This is a genomic window from Sphingomonas sp. EC-HK361 (assembly GCF_902498785.1).
Taxonomy (GTDB): Bacteria; Pseudomonadota; Alphaproteobacteria; order Sphingomonadales; family Sphingomonadaceae; genus Sphingomonas.
Map to the genome: position 1 here is coordinate 162,227 of NZ_LR701494.1, position 16,486 is coordinate 178,712.

Sequence of the window (16,486 nt, forward strand, 5' to 3'; positions counted from 1 at the left end):
TGGGCGGAAGAATGCCGGTCAAATCCCTCGACGCTGCCGATAACGGCGCGCGTAAAGCGATACTGCTTTTGAATGGCGCCGAAGCTCGCGGCGTCTTTCCGCGTGACGCGGTACGGCTCGACGACGAGACGCGCGCCGACGTCGGGGACCTCATCGTTGCGTTTGTAGGCGATATCGTGCGCGCCCTTTGCGACCGGATGGCGGTGCACCAAATCGACGCCGAAGCCGTAAGCGTACGGCTGGCGAGGGCCGGCATGCTGCGCGACACTGACCTTGTCGGGGAGGTGATCGATCGGGCGCGCCTGTCACGGATCGCGTCGCGATTGCCGCTGATCGCTCGCGAGAGTGAAGCAAGCTTTCTCGTGCGCCTTTCGGACTGTCCGGATGACCGGGTCGCATCGGCAGCAACGGCATTGTTGCGCGCTGAAAACCGGCGCCGCGCAGGCTCCGGCGGAACCGAGCTTCCCGCCGAGCTTCATCACCGGATGGTCTGGTGGGTGGCGGCGGCGGTTCAGGACATGATCGCGCAGCCCGCCACGGACCGCATGATCGTCGATGCCGCGCTGGCCATTCTCGGCACCCATGATGAGGGCGAGCGCGTGGAAGCCTGTGCCTCGCGGCTGGCGGCGGCGATTGACGCCCGGCCTGCAGAGCTGGGCGAGGTGCTGCTCGCCGCTCTGGGTGATACCCGCCTCGCGCTGTTCATCGCGGTGCTGGCGCGCGCGACGGGCACGAGCTTCGACAACGTACGTCAGGCGGTGCTCGATCCGGAGGGGGACCGGCTCTGGCTGTTGCTGCGCGCGCAGGATGTCGCGCGACCGTTCATGGCCGAGATCGGTGTTGCGCTGACAGCGGCAGATCGCCGGCGCGATGTGCATGCGATTGCCGACTGGATCGATTGGGCGTTTGCGATTGATGTGGAGGCGGCGCAGGCCGCGATTTCGGACCTGAGCATTCCCCGCGATTTCCGCGCGGCCCGCCGCGCTCTGGAAGACGCGACATGATCGCGCCGATCCTGCACGCCAAACTCGATGGCGAGGGGTGCTTGCTGGAGGGCGACCGTGCGTTCGCGCTGATCAACGGCGCGGCGGGCGGCGACGCGGGGCGACCATTGGCGCTGCCGGCGCTGGCGACACTCGTGCGGCTCGCACGGCGGCTGGGCACACTCATCTCGCGCGAGGTGACCTTTGCCGACGGCGATCGCGAAATCGATGCCTGGGCGCGCGTGCAGCCGGAAAGTGACGGATTGCGTCTGACGTTGTCGCAAATTCGCGAACGACCGTCGGGGAGCCAGACTGCACTGGCGCGAAGATTACCCGCGCCGATCGGGGCCTGGCAGTGGGAGACCGATCGGGCCGGGCGAATCACGTTCGTGTCGGCCGGTGCTGAGAGCCTGGAACATGTGCTCGGACGGCCGATCGATCAGCTTTTTGTGTTCGGTAAGGGCTCGGCGCTCGACGAGCAGGGTTTTTCCGAACAACCGGCAGCGATGGAAGGCAGCGGAACGGAGGTGCTGGTAAGCGCAGTGCCGCGGCTTGATCGCGACGGGCTGTTCGCCGGGTATCGCGGCGCGGCGGTGCGCGCGGCTGCCCGCCCGACCGATGCGCCCGGGCTGAACGATCTGTTCACCTCGCGGCTCGACCAAGCGCTGCGCGGACCGCTGGGGCAGATCATCGCCAATGCCGACAGCATCCACGCGCAGGCCGATGGTCCGGTGAGCGAGGATTATGCGGGCTACGCCGCCGACATCGCCAATGCCGGACGCCATCTGATGGCGCTGATTGACGATCTGGTCGATCTGGAGGCGATCGAGCGACCGGATTTTCGCATCGACGCCGAGCCTATCGACCTCGCTGATCTCGCGCGTCGTGCAGCGGGGCTGTTCGCGGTGCGCGCTGCCGATGCCGAGGTGACGATCGTTCGGCCACCCGAAGGCACCAGCTTGATGGCGATGGGTGAATTCCGCCGCGTCCTGCAGATCCTGGTCAACCTGATCGGCAACGCCATCCGCTATGCGCCGCGCGGATCGGAGGTGATCGTTGCGGTCGCCGGGGATTCGACGCGCGGCTGGATCAGCGTCAGCGATGCCGGCAAGGGGGTCGCCGAGGCCGATCAAGGGCTTGTGTTCGAGAAATTCGGCCGCGTCGATCCGGGCGAGCCCGGCGGCAACGGACTTGGCCTCTACATCGCGCGGCGCCTGGCGCGGGCGATGGGCGGGGACCTGACTCTGGACAGCGCGGCCGGGCAGGGCGCGCGTTTCACCCTTACGCTGCCAGCCTGACGGCTAGCGGCGCATCCGCCGCGCGACCAGGATCAGCAGCAGGCCGAGCACGGCGATCGCGGCGCCGCGATCGGCCCACACGCGCTGATCGAGCATCGTGCTGGATGCCGGCCAGTGGATATAACCAAGCCCCTGCCCGATGAAGAGCAGGCCCATCAACGCCATGATGACGCCGACCAAGACGAGGATGGGCCTGATCTGCATCGATCAACGCTCCCCGATTGGAGCGTAGCTGCGCTGGGTCGGGCCGGTGTAGAGCTGGCGGGGGCGGCCGATCTTCTGGTCGGGATCGGTGATCATCTCGTTCCACTGCGCGACCCAGCCGACGGTGCGGGCGAGCGCGAAAAGAGCCGTGAACATCGAGGTGGGAAAGCCGATCGCCGAGAGAATGACGCCCGAATAGAAATCGACGTTCGGAAACAGCTTCTTTTCGACGAAATACGGGTCGTTGAGCGCGATTTCCTCGAGCTTCAGCGCCACGTCGAACACCGGGTCCGATACGTTCAGCGCGTCGAAAACCTCGCGCACCGTCTTCTGCATCACCGTCGCGCGCGGATCGTAGTTCTTGTAGACGCGGTGGCCGAAGCCCATCAGGCGGAACGGGTCGTTCTTGTCCTTCGCCCGCGCGATGAACTCGGGAATGCGATCGACCGAGCCGATCTCGTGCAGCATGTTGAGCGCGGCCTCGTTGGCGCCACCATGCGCCGGACCCCAAAGGCAGGCGATGCCGGCCGCGATGCACGCGAACGGGTTTGCGCCCGACGATCCGGCGAGGCGCACCGTTGAGGTCGAGGCGTTCTGCTCGTGATCCGCATGGAGGATGAAGATGCGGTCCATCGCCTTTTCGATGACCGGGTTCACCTCATAGGGCTCGGCCGGCACGCCGAAGGTCATGCGCAGGAAATTGCCGGTGTAGGAAAGCGAGTTGTCGGGATAGAGGAAAGGCTGCCCGACGCTGTATTTATAGGCCATGGCGGCGATCGTCGGCATTTTGGCGATCAGCCGGTGCGACGCGATCATGCGCTGCTGCGGATCGTGGATGTCGGTGGAATCGTGGTAGAAGGCCGAGAGCGCGCCGACGACGCCGCACATCACCGCCATCGGGTGCGCGTCGCGGCGGAAACCGCGGAAGAACGTGGCCAATTGCTCGTGGAGCATCGTGTGGCGGGTAATCGTGCTCTCGAACGTCGCGAGTTCATCCGCATTCGGCAGCTCGCCGTTAAGGAGGAGGTAGCAGACCTCCATGAAGCTCGACTGTTCGGCCAGCTCGCCGATCGGATAGCCCCGGTGGAGCAGGACGCCCTCGTCGCCGTCGATATAGGTCAGCTTCGACTGGCACGATGCGGTCGAGGTGAAGCCGGGATCGTAGGTGAACGCACCCGTCTGCCCGTACATCTTGCGGATATCGATGACGTCCGGACCCACGCTGCCGTGCATCACCGGATAGTCGAAGGATTTGTCCGCCAGATTGAGCTTTGCGGCATCCGTCATTGATCGTCCTTCCTAGCGTTCAGGCGCGCGGCCGCATCGGCGAGGCGCGCCAGGCTTTCATCCCGTCCCAAGAGGACGAGCACGTCGAAGATACCGGGCGAGGTCTTGCGCCCGGTCAAGGCGGCGCGGAGCGGCTGCGCGACCTGGCCGAGCTTCACGCCCTGCTCCTCGGCCACACGCCGTACTGCGCTTTCGAGCGTCTCCGTATCCCACTCGTTCGCGGCGTCAAGCGCAGCGTGCGCGGCGTTCAAAATCGGAGCGGAATCAGCGTTTAGCAGGGCCGCGGCGGCCTCATCCATCGCGATCGGCCGGGTGTGGAACAGGAACGCGGCGCCATCCGCCATTTCGTTGATATTGGCCGCGCGTGGCTTCAGCGCCGGCATCGCCCGGGTGAGGACGGCGCGGCGAGTGTCGTCATGCTCGAAATCCAGCTTTCCGGCGACGAGATCGGCGAGCCGCTCATCATCCGCCATCCGGATATAGTGACCGTTGAGGTTCTCGAGCTTCTTGATGTCGAAGCGCGAAGGGCTCTTGCCGACACCCGCCAGATCGAACCATTCCGTCGCCTGCTCGCGGCTGATGATTTCGTCGTCGCCGTGCCCCCAGCCGAGGCGAAGCAGATAGTTGTCGAACGCTTCCGGCAGGATGCCCATCTCGTCGCGATATGCCTCGATCCCGACCGCGCCGTGGCGTTTGGACAGCTTCGCCCCGTCCGCGCCGTGGATCAGCGGGATGTGGGCGTAGGTCGGCTCCGGCCACCCCATCGCCCGGATGATCGGGAACTGGCGGAAGGCGTTGTTGAGGTGATCGTCACCGCGGATAACATGGGTGACGCCCATGTCGTGATCGTCGACGACCACCGCGAGCATATAGGTCGGCGTGCCGTCCGATCGCAGGAGGACGAGGTCGTCGAGCTCGCCGTTCTGGACCGTTACCTCGCCCTGTACGAGATCGCGGATCGTCGTCGCGCCCTCGGTCGGGGCCTTCAGGCGGACGACATAGGGCTGATCGGCCGGGTGATCAGTGCGGTCGCGCCATGGGCTCCGGATGCGCAGCGGCGTTTTCGCGGCCTGGGCGGCGGCGCGCATCGCGGCGAGCTCGTCCTGCGTCAGGTAGCAGCGATAGGCATGGCCGTTCGCGACCATCTCCTGCGCCACTGCGGCGTGGCGATCGGCGCGGGCGAACTGGAAAACGGGTTCGCCGTCCCAATCGAGCCCGAGCCATCGCATGCCGGCCAGGATCGCGTCGATCGCCGGCTGGGTCGAGCGGGCCCGATCGGTGTCCTCGATCCGCAGCAGGAACTCGCCGCCGTGATGGCGCGCATAGAGGAGGTTGAACAGCGCGGTGCGTGCGCCGCCGAGGTGGAGAAATCCCGTAGGCGAGGGCGCGAAGCGCGTGACGACGGTATCGGTTGAACGCGCGGGGCTGCCCGCGGCGAGATCGGTGGTTGCGCCCAAGCGCGCGTGCTCCCAAGCTGTGAAGTCGATGGCCAGTTCAGCCGCGCCAGCCCCTAGCACGCAGCCTGTGCGGCTTCAAATCGCGCCGGGGGTGCGCGCTGCGCGCACCCGACTGGAGCGCTGGCTGGAGGCGGAGCGCGACCAGTTGCCGCTGTGGCTGCCGGTTTCGGTCGGCTTTGGGACGGCGTTGTGGTTCCTGTTGCCGGCGCCGCACGCCTGGATTGCGGCAATGCTGGGACTGGCGGCGATGGCGCTTGCCGCGGTGGCACTCGGGCGGGGCGGACGCGCCGGTCGCGCTATAGCGATCGCCGCTGCGGCGGCCATCCTCGGCACCGGGTCGATCTGGTGGAGGGCGGAGCATGTCGCGGCACCGGTGCTGGCGGCGCCGACGATCGCCAGCTTCGAGGCGCGGGTGATGCGGGTCGATACGCTCCCGGCGCGCGATCTGGTGCGGGTGTGGTTGCGACCAGAAGGGCGGGCAACCGCGGCGGGGCGTGACAAGACGGCGGTGCTGCCGCCATCGGTGTGCGTGAACATCGCGACCGCGGATACACCTGCGGGACTCGGCGTGGGCGATCGGCTAAAGTTGCGGGCGCGACTGATGCCGCCGCCCGAACGCGCGTTACCGGGAGCGTATGACTTCGCGCAAACCGCCTGGTTCCTGGGTATCGGGGCGACCGGACGCGCCTTCGCCCCGATCGAACGGCTCGCGGGGGACCCGCCACGCGACGGGCTGCGCGCGCGGCTGTCCCGGCACATCGAAGCCCGGCTGCCGGGAAGCGCGGGCGGGATCGCGTCGGCGCTCGCGACCGGGGATACCGGCGCGATCGGCGAAGACGATTCGGAGGCGATGCGGCGGGCGGGGCTGGCGCATCTGCTGTCGGTCAGCGGATTGCACATCACCGCGGTCGTCGGGCTGACGATGCTGGCGGCGATGCGGTTGCTGGCGCTCAGCCCTTGGCTGGCGCTCAAATGGAGCTTGCCGCTTGTCGCGGCCGGCATCGCTGCCGCTGCGGCGATCGGATATACGTTGCTGACGGGAAGCGAGGTGCCGACGGTGCGATCGTGCATCGCGGCGCTGATGGTGCTCGCCGCGATGGCGCTGGGGCGTGAGGCGATCACGCTGCGGCTCGTGGCGACTGGCGCGTTGATCGTGCTGCTGCTGTGGCCGGAGTCGCTCGCCGGGCCGAGCTTCCAGCTGTCGTTCGCAGCGGTCACCGCGATCGTCGCGCTCCACGAAAGTCCGCAGGTGCACCGCTGGTTCGTGAGACGAGACGAGGCCGCGTGGCGACGCTGGGCGCGCGAAGGCGGCTCGCTGCTTCTGACGGGCCTCGTCGTCGAACTCGCGCTGATGCCGATCGCCGCGTTCCATTTCCACAAGGCCGGGGTCTACGGCGCGCTCGCCAACATCGTCGCGATCCCGCTGACGACCTTTGTGGTGATGCCGCTCGAGGCCTTGGCGCTGGTGTGCGACGCGGTTGGCGCTGGTGGACCCTTCTGGTGGTTTTGCGGAAAGGCGCTCGCGTTGCTGTTGTGGCTCGCGCATGTCACCGCCGATGCGCCGGGGTCGGTGGCGATGCTCCCAGCAATGCCGAAGGAGGCCTTTGCGGCAATGGTGGCTGGCGGGCTGTGGCTGGCGCTCTGGCGGACGCGTTGGCGGATGCTGGGGCTGGTGCCGATTGGCGTCGGGGCGATCTGGACGCTTCTGACGCCGGCTCCGGACCTGCTGATAACGGGCGACGGGCGGCATATCGCGGTGCGGACGGCTGGAGGTGACATGGCGATGCTGCGGGATCGGGCGGGTGACTATACCCGCGCGATGCTGGCGGAGAATGGAGGCATCGACGGCGAACCACTGCTGCTGTCGGACGTGCAGACCGCACGGTGCAGCCGCGATCTCTGCCTCGTTGATCGGACGGCCGGCGGACGCCGGTTCCGCATTCTGGCGACGCGGAGCACGTATCTCGTGCCCAGCGCCGACCTCGTCACAGCATGTGCCGGCGCGGACATCGTGGTCAGCGAGCGCCGATTGCCGAAAAACTGCCGCCCCCGCTGGCTGAAACTCGACAAGTCCGCGCTCACGCGAACCGGAGGCATCGCGATCACGCTCGCGACCGGTCGAATCCAGACCGTGCGCTCACCCGGCGACCAGCACCCGTGGGTCGTCGCCGGCGTCAGTCGTAGCGGCGGAGGATACCGGAGAGCCTACCCTGCACGCGGACCTGATCGGGGGCGTAACGCTGCGGATCATAGGCGCGGTTGGCGGGATCGAGGCGGACCATCGCGCCTTCACGGCGGAAAAATTTGAGCGTCGCCTCGCTCTCGTCGATCAGCGCGACGACGATCTCGCCGTCGCGGGCCACCTCCTGCCGCCTGATGAGGGCATAGTCGCCGTCGAGGATGCCCGCCTCGACCATCGAATCGCCGGACACTTCGAGCGCATAATGGTCGCCGGTGCCGAGCAGCGCGGCGGGCACGGACAGCATCGACGTGCCCTCGAACGCCTCGATCGGCATGCCGGCGGCGATCCGGCCGTGCAACGGGATCTCGACCACGTCGTTGGCGGGTTCCGGAAGGTTCCGAAGGTTCCGGGACAGCGACAGATCGTGGACCTTCGCCCCGGCCCGAGCCTTCGCATCGGCGCGTTCGGGCAGTTTCAAAATCTCGAGCGCGCGGGCGCGATTGGGCAGGCGACGCAGGAAGCCGCGCTCCTCGAGCGCGCTGATGAGGCGGTGGACACCGGACTTCGACTTCAACTCGAGCGCGTCCTTCATCTCCTCGAACGAGGGAGAAACACCCGTCTCCTTCAATCGATCGTCGATGAAGCAGATGAGTTCGTGCTGCTTGCGCGTGAGCATGGCGGTCCCTTCCGCATCGAACAGATGCCGAACCTTAATAGAACATCGCGCGGAACGTCAAGCGCTTGTTTTATCCGAGCAGCAGGATTTCCGCCGATTCGCCGGCTCGCGCCGATGCAGCATGGGCGGGGCGAATGACGAGGCAGTCGGCACGGGCAAGGGTGCGCAGCATCGAGGAGTCCTGGATCGTCGAGGCGAAGACGCGGCCGGCTTGCAGGGTCGCGCGCAGATAGTCGGTACGCGCTCCGTTGGCGGGGAGGTCCTCGCCGAGGGTGGCGGTGACGGGGACGGGCAGCGGATCGCCGGCGCCGGCGAGCGCGGCGATGACCGGGCGGACGAAGAGCAGCGCCGTCACGAAGGCGGAAACGGGGTTGCCGGGGAGCCCCAGCACCGGCATCGCACCGATCCGGCCGGCCATCATCGGCTTGCCGGGGCGCAGCGCAACGCGCCAGAAGTCGATCGTGCCGCCCGCTGCTTCGAGTGCTGGGCGGACGAGATCGTGATCGCCCACCGACGCGCCGCCGGTGGTGACGAGCAGGTCCGCCTCCACCCCGGCGAACGCATCCCGCAGGACGGTCAGCTCGTCCGGCAGGATGCCGAGGTCAATGATGTCGACGGGCAGGTCGGCGAGCATCGCGGACAGGAGCAGCCGGTTCGATTCCGGGAGCGCGGTGCCGGTGACGGGCTGGCCCGCGGCGACGAGTTCGTCCCCCGTCGCGGCGATCGCGACGCGGACGCGGCGGCGGACGGGGACCTGGCTGTGGCCACCGATCGCCAGGACGGCGAGGCGGGCGGGGGTCAGCCGCTCTCCCGCGCTGACCAGCGTGTCGCCTGCGAAGAAGTCCAGCCCGCGGGGGCGGACGTTGCGGCCGCGGGCGGGCGGGCCTTCGCCGGTGAGGGTCAGGTGCTGGCCGTCGCGCGCGGCCTCTTCCTGGATCAGCACGCTATCGGTGCCGGCGGGCATCGCGGCGCCGGTGAAGATGCGCGCTGCCTCGCCGGGGCCGACCGTGCCGTCGAAGGGGCGCCCGGCCGCGCTCTCACCGACGATACGCCAAGGGCCAGGCATGTCGGCGTGGCGGATCGCGTAGCCGTCCATCGCCGAGAGGTCGACCGCAGGCTGATCGCGGCGCGCGGGCATGTCGGCTGCGGCCCAGCGTCCGATGGCTTCGGTGAGGGTGACGTGCTCGATGGGCACGGGCGTGAGGGTGGAGAGCAGGCGGCGTTGCGCTTCTTCGACGGGGATGAGCGGGGTCATGAGTGTCGGCTGCCAGATTTACGGGCGGGGGGACAGGGGTGTTAAGGGTGGATCATCGGCTTGTCGGATAGATCGGCCACTTATAGATAAGTAGCGGATGTCGGGAATTACGTGGGTGGCTGAACGGGCATTTCCAGAGCGCAGCCCATTGTTGGCGCAGTTGTCGACCTGCATAGCCTGCCCTAAGACTTTACCATGAATCTGGAAGAGATCAGGCGGCGCACGTCAAAGGCGATTAAACCTCTCAAGCAAGCCGAGCTTGATGCTGAGGCCTATCTGCAACTGCTTATGTCAGCGAAGCGGACGGATGCCGGGCGGCAGCTGCCAGCCTATTATTTAATTTATTTCCTACTGGTTGACTTGCTCGGTTTTCGCAACAACGGGCAGGGGGAAAAGACAGCGTGGTCTGTCTCGGTCGAGCTTGAGGGAACGCCGTTCCTGATCGATCATCGCAAGTTCGGACTTGGCATCTTCGGGATTAATGGACCGGCCACGGAGGTCACCGCAGCGCGGGTTGCAACTTGCCTGCATCGGGCAGTGAAGGTGGCGCAACCCTACTTTGATTGGCGGGCGGAAACTGCCGCCAGCCAATCGCATCTCAACGTGGCTAACCGCTCGCGAGACTTAATGGACTATGTTCACTTCCATCTCAATCAGTATGAAACGCGGGCAGCGGAAGCGGAGGCTCGCAAAGACGAGGTTATCACGACCCAGATCAGGCCCAACGCATGGACAACGCACTGGCCATCTTACGATTTGCGGCGCGAGGCTCGATACTATGCGATTGCCGTGATTGAGGGATTCTTTAGTTGGACAGAGCATGTATTTATTCACGTCGCAATCCTTAACGGTGCTCTATCGACAGGTAAGGAGGTGGGTGATCTCGCGAAGGCCGGATGGGCCGTTAAATACAAGATGGCGCTCGATGTCAACAATACGGCTGACAAACGCTACTATGATCAACTTACTGATCTACGCCGTCAGCTACGCAATTTCGTAGCGCACGGATCATTCGGCAAGGATGGCGAGGCGCTTCACTTTCATTCAGGCGCTGGCGCAGTGCCGATGCTTTTGCCGCACAACCACAGCAGGACAGCCTATCGCTTCGGCTCCGGTCTCGATTTTCGACTTGAGCCGTCGATCGCGCTCATCAAGTCGTTCATCGAACATTTTTGGACAGGGGCACGTGCTCCAGCAAAGATCTATATTCAAGATTACCAGCATCCGGCAATCCTGACCTATGTTATAGACGGAACGTATGCAGCAGCCATGCGCTCTGGCGGCGACATGGAAGAGTTCGCCTCATTTCTCGCGCATCAGATGGACAACGCGGCGAATATGGACTTCTAACTTTTACGAAGTTGGTAAGGCGAGGCTTTACGTTCCGCTTCAGCCCTCGAGATCGACCCGGAACAGGACCTGGCTGACGGTGGGGAGTGACGGCGGGCTGTGGCCGACCCGCCTCAATCCATCGCGACGTGCGGCGTGTCCTCGCCCGGTTTTGCAGGGGCTGGCCGCTTCAGGAGCAGCACCAGGGGGATCGCGACCAGGGTCAGGATCATCATCAGCTTGAAGTCGTCGAGATAGGCGATCATCGCGGCCTGCTGGTTGACGATCGCATCGGCCATCGCGAGCACGCTATCGGTCGAGCTGCCGAGCATCGAGCTCACGACCGGATCGGACGCGGTCAGGCCCGGATCGGGGATGTGCGCGGCGAGGACCGAGTGGTTGGTCTGGATGTTGCGCGCCAGCAGCGCCGTGACCACCGAAATGCCGACCGAGCCGCCGATGTTGCGCGACAGGTTCATCAGGCTCGCGCCCTCGGTCCGCTGGTGCGGGGGCAGGGTGCCGAACGCGATGATGTTGAGCGGGATGAAGACGAAGCCGAGGCCGATGCCCTGGATCAGCCCTGTGACGATGAAGGGCGTGGAGCCCATTTCGATCGTCCAGCCGGTCATGTCCCATAGCGACCAGACGACGATTGCCAGCCCTCCGCCGACCATGATGCGCGGGTCGAAGTTGCGCTGGATCAGCCGGCCGGCGAGATACATGCTCGCAACGATCCCGACACCGCGCGGCATCAGGAGGATGCCGGTCGTCAGCACCGGATAGCCGAACAGGTTCTGGAGCATCGGCGGGAGCAGCGCGAGCGTTGCGGTCATCAGCACGCCGTTCACCGCCATGAAGCCGATGCCGGTCAGGAGGTTGCGATTGGTGAACAGGCTGCGCTCGAACATCGGCTCCTTCGCGGTGATCATATGGACGAGGAACATCCATGCGGCGGCGAGCGCGATCAGGCCTTCCAGCCAGACCTCCCAGCTGTCGAACCAGTCCTGCGTCTGGCCGCGGTCGAGCATCAGTTGGAAGACGCTGATCGCGACTGCGAGCATCGAGAAGCCGAAGAGATCGAACCCGCGGCGCTTGATCTCGCGGCTGGGGAGCAGCGCCCAGAGGATAGCGAAGCAGGCGATGCCGACGGGCACGTTGACGTAGAAGCACCAGCGCCAGTCGTAATTGTCGGTCAGCCAGCCGCCGATGACGGGGCCGAGGATCGGGCCGACCATGACGCCCATGCCCCAGATCGACATGGCGCTGGCCTGTTTCGACTTGGGGTTGATGTCCATCATGACCGTCTGGCTGAGCGGATTCATGAACGCGGCGGCGACGCCTTGCAGCAGGCGGAACGCGACCATCTCGGGCAGGCTGGTCGCCAGGCCGCAGAGCATCGACGCGGCGACGAAGCCGACGATCGCGTAGAGGAACAGGTTGCGGCTGCCGATCCGGTCGGCAAGCCAGCCGGTCATCGGAATCGCCACCGCGGACGCGACGATGTAGCTCGTCAGCACCCACGTGATCGTGTCGGCAGTGGCGCTGAGAGAGGCCTGCATGTGCGGAAGCGCGACGTTGGCGATCGTCGAATCGAGGATCTGCATGATGGTCGCGGCCATCACGCCGACAGTCAGCAACGGGCGGTTGCTGGTGTAGAGGGCGGCGCGCTCCTCCAGCGGCTCCGGCGATTCGCTCGCCGGAGCCGCTGCCGGGTTGATGCTAGCGGTTGCCATGGTTGCGGACGTCGACCGTCACGTCGGCGCTGAGGCCGGCGATGAGCGGGCGCGGGCTCTTTTCGTCGATCGCGATGCGGACGGGCACGCGCTGCGTCACCTTCACCCAGTTGCCGGTCGCGTTCTGCGCAGGAAGGACCGAAAATTCGGAACCGGTGCCCGCGCCGATCGACTGGACATGGCCCTTCAGCTTCAAGCCCTTGTATGCGTCGAAGGTCACTTTGGCGGGCTGGCCGACGCGCATGTTGTTGAGCTCCGTCTCCTTGAAGTTCGCCTCCACCCAGGACCGGTCGCTCTTGACGATCGATACCGCGGGGAGTCCGGTGACCATCTGTGCGCCGACCTGGAGCCGGTCCGACTGGCTGATCGTGCCGCTATAGGGGGCGTAGACCGACGTGCGCTTCAGATCGAGCGCGGCCTTGTCGCGCTGTGCCATCGCGGCCTGGATCGCGGCGGGGCGACCCGAGGCGCTGGTGCCGCTGCCGAGCTGGCTGCGGGCCTTGGCGGCGCTCGCCTGCGCGGTCTCCAGCCGGGCCTTGGCCGCTGCGACCTCGTGCGACGCCGCGTCGAAGCTGGCCTTGGTCGTGAAGCCGCGCTTCATCAGGGCGGCCTGGCGATCATAGGTCGCCTGAGCGAGCGCGATATCGGCGCGCGCACTCGCGATGTCCGCGGCGGCGCTGCCGGTGTCGGTGGCGAGCGTGCTGACCTGGACGCGCGCGGTGGCAAGAGCCGCGTCCTGCTGTTCCAGCGCGATGCGGTAAGGCTCGGGGTCGATGCGGAAGAGGAGGTCGCCGGCCTTTACCGGCTGGTTCTCGCGCACGGCGACCGATACGATGCGGCCGGCAACGTCGGACGAGACGGAGACCTTGTCCTGCGACACATAGGCGTTGTCGGTCGAGACGAAGCGTCCGGAGGTGAGCCAGACATAGCCCGCAATCGCGGCAAGGAGGAGCGGCACGCCGAACATCAGCAAGGGACGGACCCAGCGCTTGCGCGTCTTTGCGGGCGTCGGCGTATCCTCCGCCGGAGCGGTCTGGACGACGGGCGTTTCGATACGATCGTCGGCGACGATCGGGCGTTGGGGGTCGGCATCAGCCATGGGCGGTCTCTTGATTGGGCGAGGGCGTCTGAAGATTGGTGCGAATGCGCGCGAGAATGTCGGCGAACTTCGCCTGGTCCGCCGCGTCGATCCCTTCGAGCGCGCCCGCGGTCAGATCGTCGGCAATGGCGCGCAAATCGGTCAGCATGGGGCGGGACGCCTCGGTGAGAAACACGTTCCAGGCGCGACGGTCGCCGGGATCGCGGCGGCGCTCGACGAGGCCGGCATCCTCCAGACGGTCGATCATGCGACACAGCGTGATCGGCTCGATCTCGAGCAGATCGGCGAGGCCGCCCTGGTTCATGCCCTCGTTGCGGCTGAGCGTGGTCAGCGTCTTCCACTGCGCACGCGTCGCGCCGATCGCGCGGGCGCGTTCGTCGAACTGCCGCCGGGCGATGCGCGATACGTCGCTCAACTGGATCAGGAGCCCCTGTTTCATGGGCACCCATATAATAAGCATGCTTATATAAGTGAAGTGCTGCCACATGCATTGTTTGCATGCGTCGTTGCAGTGATTGGTGGGTCAGGTTTCCAGAACGGGAACCTGTTCGTTGCGGTGGAGCATTGGACGCAGGCGGATGCCGATGCAGATGACGGTCGGCCAGAACAGTGTGTTGCCGATATCGCTCAAGGTATCGTCCCAACGCCATGAGCCGAAATGCAGGCGATCAAGGATTTCGTTGCCGGCCTCTGCTGCGATCACCACCGAAAGCGGGACGAGCGTGCCGAGCGACCGGCGGGTGACGATGCGCGCGAGCATCAACACTGCCATTCCCGCATGGATATGGAGAATCGTGTCCGGCAGGCCGGTGCCGTCGCCGATCCAGTCGATGAGGCTGTGATAATAATCCGGCAGGTTCATGGCGGGGGCTTTCGAAAATATGCGGCAAATTACGGGCCGTGCCTGGTCCTAGCTGACGAGCACCCACACTGCCATCGTCGCCTTTGGGGGAAGCCGGAAGGCGACGGAAGGGGTAGCGGATCGGGGTGTTCCACGTGGCCCATTCGTGCTGTAGCAGCGGGATGATGATCGAAGCCCCCCGCACCGGCAGTGCTATCGGACGCGGTAAGCCCCGATGACGACGGTCCTGGGTATCGATCGTTCGATCCTCGGCCAGCCTTGGCGGTGGCGCGCGCTTGCGGCCGACCAGCGCGATGGGTTCGTGCCGGATGATCTGGTAACGCAGCTTCTGCTTTCGCGGGGCAGCACGCGCGAAACACTGGACGCGCACCGCACCCCGACCATCCGGGCCTTCATGCCCGATCCTTCGATTTTCCGCGACATGGACAAGGCGGCGGCGCGGCTGGCGGATGCGGTGGAGGCGAAGGAGCAGGTCGCGATCTTCGGCGATTACGACGTCGATGGCGCGACGTCGGCGGCGCTTCTCGTCCTGCTGCTGCGCGATCTGGGGATCGAGGCGCGGCCGTATATCCCCGATCGCATGCTGGAAGGCTATGGCCCGACCGGGCCTGCGCTCGTTCGGCTGAAGGACGAGGGCGCGTCACTGATCGTGACCGTCGATTGCGGCGCGCAGGCGTTCGACGCGCTCGATATCGCGCATCGGGCCGGGATCGATGTGGTCGTCGTCGATCATCACAAATGTGCAAGCGCGCTTCCCGTGGCGCACGCGCTCGTCAATCCCAACCGGCTGGATGAGGGCGAAGGCGCCGCGCACGGTCATCTCGCGGCGGTCGGCGTGGCCTTTCTTCTCGGCGCCGCGCTAATTCGCGTGCTGAGAGCGCGCGGCTTTTTCGCGGCGCGCTCGGAGCCGCGGCTGATCGATCTTCTCGACCTTGTCGCACTAGGCACCGTGGCGGATGTGGCGCAACTGCGCGGACTCAACCGCGCGTTCGTGGCGCAGGGTCTGAAGGTTATGGCGCAGCGCCGCAACATCGGCATCGCCGCGCTGATCGAGGCGTCGCGCCTGACGGGTGCCCCTGTGTGCAGCGATCTCGGCTTCGCGCTCGGGCCGCGAATCAATGCTGGCGGGCGGGTCGGGCGTTCCGATCTCGGCGTCCGGCTGCTCACGACGCGCGATCCTGACGAGGCGCGCGCGATCGCGGCCGAGCTCGACCGGCTGAACGAGGAGCGCCGCGCGATCGAGGCCGCGGTGCAGGAAGCGGCCGACGCGATGATCGCGCGCGACCGGTCGATCATGGTGATCGCGGGCGAGGGCTGGCACGCCGGTGTCATTGGCATCGTCGCCGGGCGTCTGAAGGAGAAACTCGGTCGCCCCGCAATCGTCATTGCCATCGACGGGAATGGCGTAGGCAAGGGCTCCGGACGGTCGATCACCGGGGTGGATCTCGGCGCGGCCATCCTTGCGGCCAAGGAGCACGGATTGCTGGTGGCAGGCGGCGGGCATGCGATGGCTGCCGGGCTGACGATCGCGGCGGCGGACGTGCCGGCCTTTGCCGAATTCCTCGAAGACCGGCTTGCGGCGGACGTTGCGCGCGCGTCCGAAAACCGTGCGCTGCTGATCGACACCATCGTCGCACCGGCGGGGGTGAACCCCGATCTCGTCGGCGCGCTCGACGTCGGCGGGCCGTATGGCACCGGCTGGCCGAGTCCGCGCGTGGTCGCCGGCCCGGTGCGGCTCATCAAGGTCGATATCGTCGGCAACGGCCATGTCCGGGCGGTCGTGGCGGGCGACGACGGGCGCAGTATCAAGGCAGTCGCATTCCGCGCCGCCGACACCGCGCTGGGCGCGGCCCTCCTCGGCGCGCCGCCGCACCGCCGGCTCTGGCTCGCAGGGCGCGCGAAGATCGACGACTGGTCGCAGCGGCCCGCAGCCGAGCTGCACATCGACGATGCCGCCTGGGCCGATTGAAGCCCTTGACCGCACCCCAGCATTTCCCTAACCGCCCTTCACGCCTGACGGCCCCTTCGTCTAGCGGTTAGGACGCGGCCCTTTCACGGCTGAAACACGGGTTCGATTCCCGTAGGGGTCACCATAACTCGCCGGTCGATCTGGCGATGCGG

General features: G+C 66.4%; 13 protein-coding genes, 1 tRNA gene and 1 pseudogene. 6 read left to right on the forward strand and 9 right to left on the reverse strand.

What is annotated here, in order from left to right; all coding sequences use genetic code 11:
* The first annotated feature begins 11 nt into the window (after nucleotides 1–11).
* Nucleotides 12–1,004 carry a DUF2336 domain-containing protein gene (locus tag BOS5A_RS07930; RefSeq protein WP_199857293.1) on the forward strand — a complete coding sequence of 331 codons (993 nt, stop codon included), beginning with the start codon at nucleotides 12–14 and terminating at the stop codon, nucleotides 1,002–1,004.
* The gene (locus BOS5A_RS07935; protein ID WP_151954697.1) at nucleotides 1,001–2,281 is read left to right on the forward strand and encodes a sensor histidine kinase; all 1,281 of its coding nucleotides are present in this window, start codon (nucleotides 1,001–1,003) and stop codon (nucleotides 2,279–2,281) included. Before BOS5A_RS07930 ends, BOS5A_RS07935 begins: the two co-directional genes overlap by 4 nt.
* 3 nt (nucleotides 2,282–2,284) lie before the next feature.
* Here BOS5A_RS07935 and BOS5A_RS07940 read toward each other — a convergent pair whose 3' ends face one another.
* The 3 genes from BOS5A_RS07940 to gltX are packed head-to-tail and all read right to left on the reverse strand — an operon-like array spanning nucleotide 2,285 to nucleotide 5,229.
* Nucleotides 2,285–2,485 carry a hypothetical protein gene (locus BOS5A_RS07940; protein ID WP_151954698.1) on the reverse strand — a complete coding sequence of 67 codons (201 nt, stop codon included), beginning with the start codon at nucleotides 2,483–2,485 and terminating at the stop codon, nucleotides 2,285–2,287.
* A gap of 3 nt (nucleotides 2,486–2,488) precedes the next feature.
* On the reverse strand, nucleotides 2,489–3,772 hold the full coding sequence (locus tag BOS5A_RS07945) for a citrate synthase (protein WP_151954699.1): 1,284 nt from the start codon (nucleotides 3,770–3,772) through the stop codon (nucleotides 2,489–2,491).
* A complete protein-coding gene (gltX, locus tag BOS5A_RS07950; protein ID WP_151954700.1) occupies nucleotides 3,769–5,229 on the reverse strand; it encodes a glutamate--tRNA ligase in 1,461 nt (486 codons plus the stop codon). Before gltX ends, BOS5A_RS07945 begins: the two co-directional genes overlap by 4 nt.
* Before the next feature lie 28 nt (nucleotides 5,230–5,257).
* Here gltX and BOS5A_RS07955 point away from each other — a divergent pair.
* Nucleotides 5,258–7,396: pseudogene (locus tag BOS5A_RS07955) on the forward strand (ComEC/Rec2 family competence protein); the annotation flags it as partial.
* A gap of 7 nt (nucleotides 7,397–7,403) precedes the next feature.
* On the opposite strand, the gene lexA reads toward BOS5A_RS07955, so the two are convergent.
* The gene (gene lexA, locus BOS5A_RS07960) at nucleotides 7,404–8,087 is read right to left on the reverse strand and encodes a transcriptional repressor LexA (RefSeq protein ID WP_151954701.1); all 684 of its coding nucleotides are present in this window, start codon (nucleotides 8,085–8,087) and stop codon (nucleotides 7,404–7,406) included.
* Nucleotides 8,088–8,157: 70 nt separating this feature from the next.
* Nucleotides 8,158–9,342 (reverse strand): molybdopterin molybdotransferase MoeA, encoded by a 1,185-nt coding sequence (locus BOS5A_RS07965; RefSeq protein WP_151954702.1) that lies wholly within the window; start codon nucleotides 9,340–9,342, stop codon nucleotides 8,158–8,160.
* Between the two features lie 195 nt (nucleotides 9,343–9,537).
* Between BOS5A_RS07965 and BOS5A_RS07970 the strand changes: the two genes are divergently transcribed.
* Nucleotides 9,538–10,692 carry a hypothetical protein gene (locus tag BOS5A_RS07970; protein WP_151954703.1) on the forward strand — a complete coding sequence of 385 codons (1,155 nt, stop codon included), beginning with the start codon at nucleotides 9,538–9,540 and terminating at the stop codon, nucleotides 10,690–10,692.
* 113 nt (nucleotides 10,693–10,805) lie between these two features.
* Here the strand turns inward: BOS5A_RS07970 and BOS5A_RS07975 are convergent, their stop codons facing one another.
* From BOS5A_RS07975 to BOS5A_RS07990, 4 genes are all read right to left on the reverse strand, one after another.
* Nucleotides 10,806–12,404, reverse strand: a complete 1,599-nt coding sequence (locus BOS5A_RS07975) for a DHA2 family efflux MFS transporter permease subunit (protein ID WP_151954704.1) — start codon at nucleotides 12,402–12,404, stop codon at nucleotides 10,806–10,808.
* Nucleotides 12,391–13,503, reverse strand: a complete 1,113-nt coding sequence (locus tag BOS5A_RS07980; protein WP_151954705.1) for an HlyD family secretion protein — start codon at nucleotides 13,501–13,503, stop codon at nucleotides 12,391–12,393. Before BOS5A_RS07980 ends, BOS5A_RS07975 begins: the two co-directional genes overlap by 14 nt.
* Nucleotides 13,496–13,942 carry a MarR family winged helix-turn-helix transcriptional regulator gene (locus BOS5A_RS07985; protein ID WP_151954706.1) on the reverse strand — a complete coding sequence of 149 codons (447 nt, stop codon included), beginning with the start codon at nucleotides 13,940–13,942 and terminating at the stop codon, nucleotides 13,496–13,498. Before BOS5A_RS07985 ends, BOS5A_RS07980 begins: the two co-directional genes overlap by 8 nt.
* An 84-nt stretch (nucleotides 13,943–14,026) precedes the next feature.
* Nucleotides 14,027–14,365 (reverse strand): hypothetical protein, encoded by a 339-nt coding sequence (locus BOS5A_RS07990; RefSeq protein WP_151954707.1) that lies wholly within the window; start codon nucleotides 14,363–14,365, stop codon nucleotides 14,027–14,029.
* A 214-nt stretch (nucleotides 14,366–14,579) separates the two neighbouring features.
* Here BOS5A_RS07990 and recJ point away from each other — a divergent pair, with 214 nt between their 5' ends.
* Nucleotides 14,580–16,334 carry a single-stranded-DNA-specific exonuclease RecJ gene (gene recJ, locus BOS5A_RS07995; RefSeq protein ID WP_151954708.1) on the forward strand — a complete coding sequence of 585 codons (1,755 nt, stop codon included), beginning with the start codon at nucleotides 14,580–14,582 and terminating at the stop codon, nucleotides 16,332–16,334.
* Between the two features lie 49 nt (nucleotides 16,335–16,383).
* A tRNA-Glu gene (locus BOS5A_RS08000) sits at nucleotides 16,384–16,458 on the forward strand.
* The last annotated feature ends 28 nt before the right edge of the window (nucleotides 16,459–16,486 follow it).

Excerpts from the sequence above, each read along its gene's own strand:
- BOS5A_RS07930 (WP_199857293.1), top strand. The coding sequence starts at position 12 with ATGCCGGTCAAATCCCTCGACGCTGCCGATAACGGCGCGCGTAAAGCG.
- BOS5A_RS07935 (WP_151954697.1), top strand. The coding sequence starts at position 1,001 with ATGATCGCGCCGATCCTGCACGCCAAACTCGATGGCGAGGGGTGCTTG.
- BOS5A_RS07940 (WP_151954698.1), bottom strand. The coding sequence starts at position 2,485 with ATGCAGATCAGGCCCATCCTCGTCTTGGTCGGCGTCATCATGGCGTTG.
- BOS5A_RS07945 (WP_151954699.1), bottom strand. The coding sequence starts at position 3,772 with ATGACGGATGCCGCAAAGCTCAATCTGGCGGACAAATCCTTCGACTAT.
- lexA (WP_151954701.1), bottom strand. The coding sequence starts at position 8,087 with ATGCTCACGCGCAAGCAGCACGAACTCATCTGCTTCATCGACGATCGA.
- BOS5A_RS07965 (WP_151954702.1), bottom strand. The coding sequence starts at position 9,342 with ATGACCCCGCTCATCCCCGTCGAAGAAGCGCAACGCCGCCTGCTCTCC.
- BOS5A_RS07970 (WP_151954703.1), top strand. The coding sequence starts at position 9,538 with ATGAATCTGGAAGAGATCAGGCGGCGCACGTCAAAGGCGATTAAACCT.
- BOS5A_RS07975 (WP_151954704.1), bottom strand. The coding sequence starts at position 12,404 with ATGGCAACCGCTAGCATCAACCCGGCAGCGGCTCCGGCGAGCGAATCG.
- BOS5A_RS07980 (WP_151954705.1), bottom strand. The coding sequence starts at position 13,503 with ATGGCTGATGCCGACCCCCAACGCCCGATCGTCGCCGACGATCGTATC.
- BOS5A_RS07985 (WP_151954706.1), bottom strand. The coding sequence starts at position 13,942 with ATGAAACAGGGGCTCCTGATCCAGTTGAGCGACGTATCGCGCATCGCC.
- BOS5A_RS07990 (WP_151954707.1), bottom strand. The coding sequence starts at position 14,365 with ATGAACCTGCCGGATTATTATCACAGCCTCATCGACTGGATCGGCGAC.
- recJ (WP_151954708.1), top strand. The coding sequence starts at position 14,580 with ATGACGACGGTCCTGGGTATCGATCGTTCGATCCTCGGCCAGCCTTGG.